At 69.2% G+C, this 1,697-nt stretch carries 1 protein-coding gene; it reads right to left on the bottom strand.

Features of this window, described 5'->3' with window-relative positions; genetic code table 11:
* Nucleotides 1-1,697 (bottom strand): TIGR03960 family B12-binding radical SAM protein (locus BZL64_RS32065; protein WP_244205613.1); only part of this gene is annotated, 1,697 nt, incomplete at both ends.

Raw genomic sequence — 1,697 nt, 5'->3', positions numbered from 1 at the left:
GGTCCCAGGGCAGGACCTCCTCGTAGCCGCGCTCACGGGTGGTGTACCAGTCGACGTCGACGCCGAAGGGGGCCAGGGCCTTCTCGGCGCTGCTCATCCAGCGGTCGTAGGAGAAGTGTTCGCGCCAGCCGTCGAAGCGGCCGCCGTCCTCGTAGACCGCGCGGATGACGGCGCCGATGCGGCGGTCGCCCCGGGACAGCAGGCCCTCGACGATGCCGGGCTTGCCGTCGTGGTAGCGGAAGCCGATCGAGCGGCCGTACTTCTTGTCGCCGCGGATCTTGTCGCGGAGCTTCTCCAGGCGGGCGTCCGTCTCCTCGGCGGAGAGCTGCGGCGCCCACTGGAACGGGGTGTGGGGCTTGGGCACGAAGCCGCCGATGGAGACCGTGCAGCGGATGTCGTTGGCGCCGGAGACCTCGCGGCCCTTCTGGATCACACGGGTCGCCATGTCGGCGATCTGCAGGACGTCCTCGTCGGTCTCCGTCGGCAGACCGCACATGAAGTACAGCTTCACCTGGCGCCAGCCGTTGCCGTACGCGGTGGCGACGGTCCTGATCAGGTCCTCTTCCGAGACCATCTTGTTGATGACCTTGCGCAGGCGCTCGGAGCCGCCCTCGGGGGCGAAGGTGAGGCCGGACCGGCGGCCGTTGCGCGTCAGTTCGTTGGCCAGGTCGACGTTGAAGGCGTCCACGCGGGTGGACGGCAGCGAGAGGCCGATCTTGTCTTCCGTGTAGCGGTCGGCGAGGCCCTTGGCGATCTCGCCGATCTCGCTGTGGTCCGCGGAGGACAGGGAGAGGAGGCCGACCTCCTCGAAGCCCGTCGCCTTCAGGCCCTTGTCCACCATGTCGCCGATGCCGGTGATGGAACGCTCGCGCACCGGGCGGGTGATCATGCCGGCCTGGCAGAAGCGGCAGCCGCGGGTGCAGCCGCGGAAGATCTCCACCGACATCCGCTCGTGGACCGTCTCGGCCAGCGGGACGAGGGGCTGCTTGGGGTAGGGCCACTCGTCGAGGTCCATGACCGTGTGCTTCGACACGCGCCACGGGACTCCCGACCTGTTGGGCACGGTCCGGGCGATGCGGCCGTCCGGCAGGTACTCGACGTCGTAGAAGCGCGGGATGTACACGCCGCCGGTCTTCGCCAGGCGGAGGAGCACCTCCTCGCGGCCACCCGGCCGGCCCTCGGCCTTCCACTGCCGGATGATCTTCGTCATGTCGAGCACGGCCTGCTCGCCGTCGCCGATGACCGCCGCGTCGATGAAGTCGGCGATCGGCTCGGGGTTGAAGGCCGCGTGGCCGCCGGCCAGCACGATCGGGTCGTCGAGTCCGCGGTCCTTGGACTCCAGCGGGATGCCCGCCAGGTCCAGCGCGGTCAGCATGTTCGTGTAGCCCAGCTCGGTGGAGAAGGACAGGCCGAACACGTCGAAGGCCTTCACCGGGCGGTGGCCGTCCACGGTGAACTGCGGGACGTGATGCTCGCGCATCAGGGCCTCCAGGTCCGGCCACACGCTGTACGTGCGCTCGGCGAGGACGCCCTCCTGCTCGTTGAGGACCTCGTACAGGATCATGACGCCCTGGTTGGGCAGTCCGACCTCGTACGCGTCCGGGTACATCAGCGCCCAGCGGACGTCGCAGGACTCCCAGGGCTTGACCGTGGAGTTGAGCTCGCCGCCGACGTACTGGATCGGCTTCTGCACGTGC

The sequence above is a fragment of the Streptomyces bobili genome, from assembly GCF_002154575.1.
Taxonomy (GTDB): Bacteria; Actinomycetota; Actinomycetes; order Streptomycetales; family Streptomycetaceae; genus Streptomyces; species Streptomyces bobili.
This window is presented reverse-complemented; position numbering and strand designations above follow the sequence as displayed.